This is a genomic window from Streptomyces sp. NPDC055078, from assembly GCF_053607985.1.
On record NZ_JBSGUP010000957.1, the window covers coordinates 1 to 2264 of the forward strand.

General features: G+C 72.1%; 2 protein-coding genes. Both read right to left on the minus strand.

Annotation, left to right across the window (positions count from 1 at the left end; translation table 11 throughout):
- Positions 1-509 (minus strand): NUDIX hydrolase (locus tag ACWF94_RS39090; protein WP_453499832.1); only part of this gene is annotated, 509 nt, incomplete at its 3' end.
- A gap of 178 nt (positions 510-687) precedes the next feature.
- The gene (locus ACWF94_RS39095) at positions 688-2037 is read right to left on the minus strand and encodes a transcriptional regulator (RefSeq protein WP_453499834.1); all 1350 of its coding nucleotides are present in this window, start codon (positions 2035-2037) and stop codon (positions 688-690) included.
- Between the last annotated feature and the right edge of the window lie 227 nt (positions 2038-2264).

Genomic DNA, 2264 nt, shown 5'->3' on the forward strand with positions numbered 1-2264 from the left:
AGCATCAGCAGCCCGGCCGCCATGTTGGCGGCCGGGACCTCACCACGGGCGATCATGTCGGGCACCAGTTTCAGCGGTATCCACTCCCGCCGCGAGGACTCGAAGTCGTCCTCGGGGTGACCGATGTAGGTCGCGCCCTTGGCCCAGTAGAGATGGTGCCGGGCATCGGTGAGGCCGTTCGACGGCTCGACGGTCATCAGATGCTGGAGCGGGCCCGGCCGCCAGCCGGTCTCCTCCTCCATCTCACGGGCCGCCGCGGTCGCGATGTCCTCCCCGTCCTCGACGACACCGGCGGCCAGTTCCCAGCCCCAGGTGTCGGTGATGAAGCGGTGGCGCCAGAGCATCAGCACCTCGTTGGCCTCGTTGACCGCCGTCGCGACGGCGACCGGACGGAGCCGGATGAGGAAGTGGTCCAGATGCCGTCCGTCCGGGAGAACGACGTCGGCCAGATTTACTCTGAACCAGCGGTTCTCATAGACAGTCTGTTCGTTTAGGTTCGTCCACTGCACTTTTCTGCCACCTTCCGACCAGTAGGTGGCAACATCGCAGCAGGCACCTGGGCGGAGGGGAATCAGAGGGGTGGCCAGTCGGACCATCCCCGCCCCGTACCGCCTCCCACACCGTCCCCGCCCGGACGGCGGCGGGGGACCCCGGCCGAGAGCCGCCCCGCGGGCCCCGCGCGGCCTGTCACAGGGGCACGCGCAGCGCCCCGTCGATCTGCTCGGCCGCGTCCTCGGCATGGGCCGACCCACTGGCCACCAGGTGCTCCCGCACCGAGCGCAGCCGGTCCCGCAGCCGCTGGGACTCCATGCCCCGCGCCCGCTCCGCCATCTCCACGGCGATCCGTGCCGCCCGGTCCGCCTCGCCCTGCCTCAGCTCGATCTGGCAGAGCATGGCCAGCCGGTGCACCCGGCCCCGGTCGTGCGCCGGAGAGTCGACCGCCGCCGCCGCGTGCTCACGGGCGGCGGCCAGATCTCCCAGGCGCAGCAGCGCCTCCGCGGCCTGCACATTGACCAGCCCCGGCTGGACATAGCCGGTCTCGTCCGGCTCGTAACCCGGCTGGATACGGGCCGCCTCCAGCTCCGCGCGTCTGATGCACCGCAGGGCGCCCGCGCTGTCGCCGAGATGCGCGTACGCCTTCGCCTGCATCGCGTAGAGGTCCGAGGAGAGCGCGGGGGTGATCTGGCCGCCCACGGCCCGCAGCGCCGCCTCGGCGAACGCGACGGCCTGCCGGTGCTCGGCCATGAACAGCGACTGGTTTACCAGCAGGGCGATCACATACGCGCCGAGCCCCCGGTCGCCGCTGGCCTTCGCGAGCCGCAGCGCCTGATGGAAGTAGCGCTGGGCCAGACCGTGGGCGTCGGAGTCGTACGCGCAGATCCCGGCGACCGCGACCAGGCCGCCCGTCGCGCGGTGCAACTGGCGGCCGAGCGCGTCGCTGTAGGAGCCACGCAGCAGCGGCGCGGTCTCGGAGTTGAGGAATCCGACGATCCGGGAGCGGGTCGCCATCCCCCCGGCCTTGCGGTACATCAGCTCGTAGTGGGCGCGGGCGGCGCGCAGCATGGTGATGTCCGCCGGGCACACCCGGGTCTGTCCGGAGCGGGAGACGTCCGAGTCCTCCGGCGGGTTCTCCCACTCCCATACGGGCATGACGGCAGGGGTCCCGGTGACGGCGGGCGCCTCGATGGTGTGCCGCCGCTGCTGTTCGTCGGCACGCCACAGCGCGGTGGCCCGCTCGACGAAGCCGGAGAGCGGCGACCCGGGCGGCGCGGCCGAGACCCCGTAGCTCCCGGCGCCGCCGAGGCCGATGTCGCCGAGTGTCAGGCTCCGGTGGAGCCGCTCGGCCAGCACTTCACAGATCAGGTCCGGCACCTGGCCGCGCGGGCGCTGGCCCTTGAGCCACCGCCCCACCGCCGTGTGTTCGTAGCGCAGGGTCAGACCCCTGGCACGACCCGCCTGATTGACCCGGGCCGCGAAGCCCGCGTGGGAGAATCCCGCCTCGTCGAGCAAGGCGTCGAGCAGGGTGTTGGGCTGCATGGGGCCCTCCGGAGGCTCAGTCCGCTCAGCGTAGTGGACGGGGTGTTCGCACGGGGTGTGAATGGAATGCCCTGATCCGAGGGCCGCGCGCTCTGGCCGCCGCGCGGGCCACTCGGTTGACTGAACTGCCTCGACAGAGGCGGCCGGACCACCGGGCTCCCCCTCGTACGGTGCGGTGGTCCTCGTTCGCGCCGTCCGCCCTGCTGATCTGCCCGACACTCCGCGGC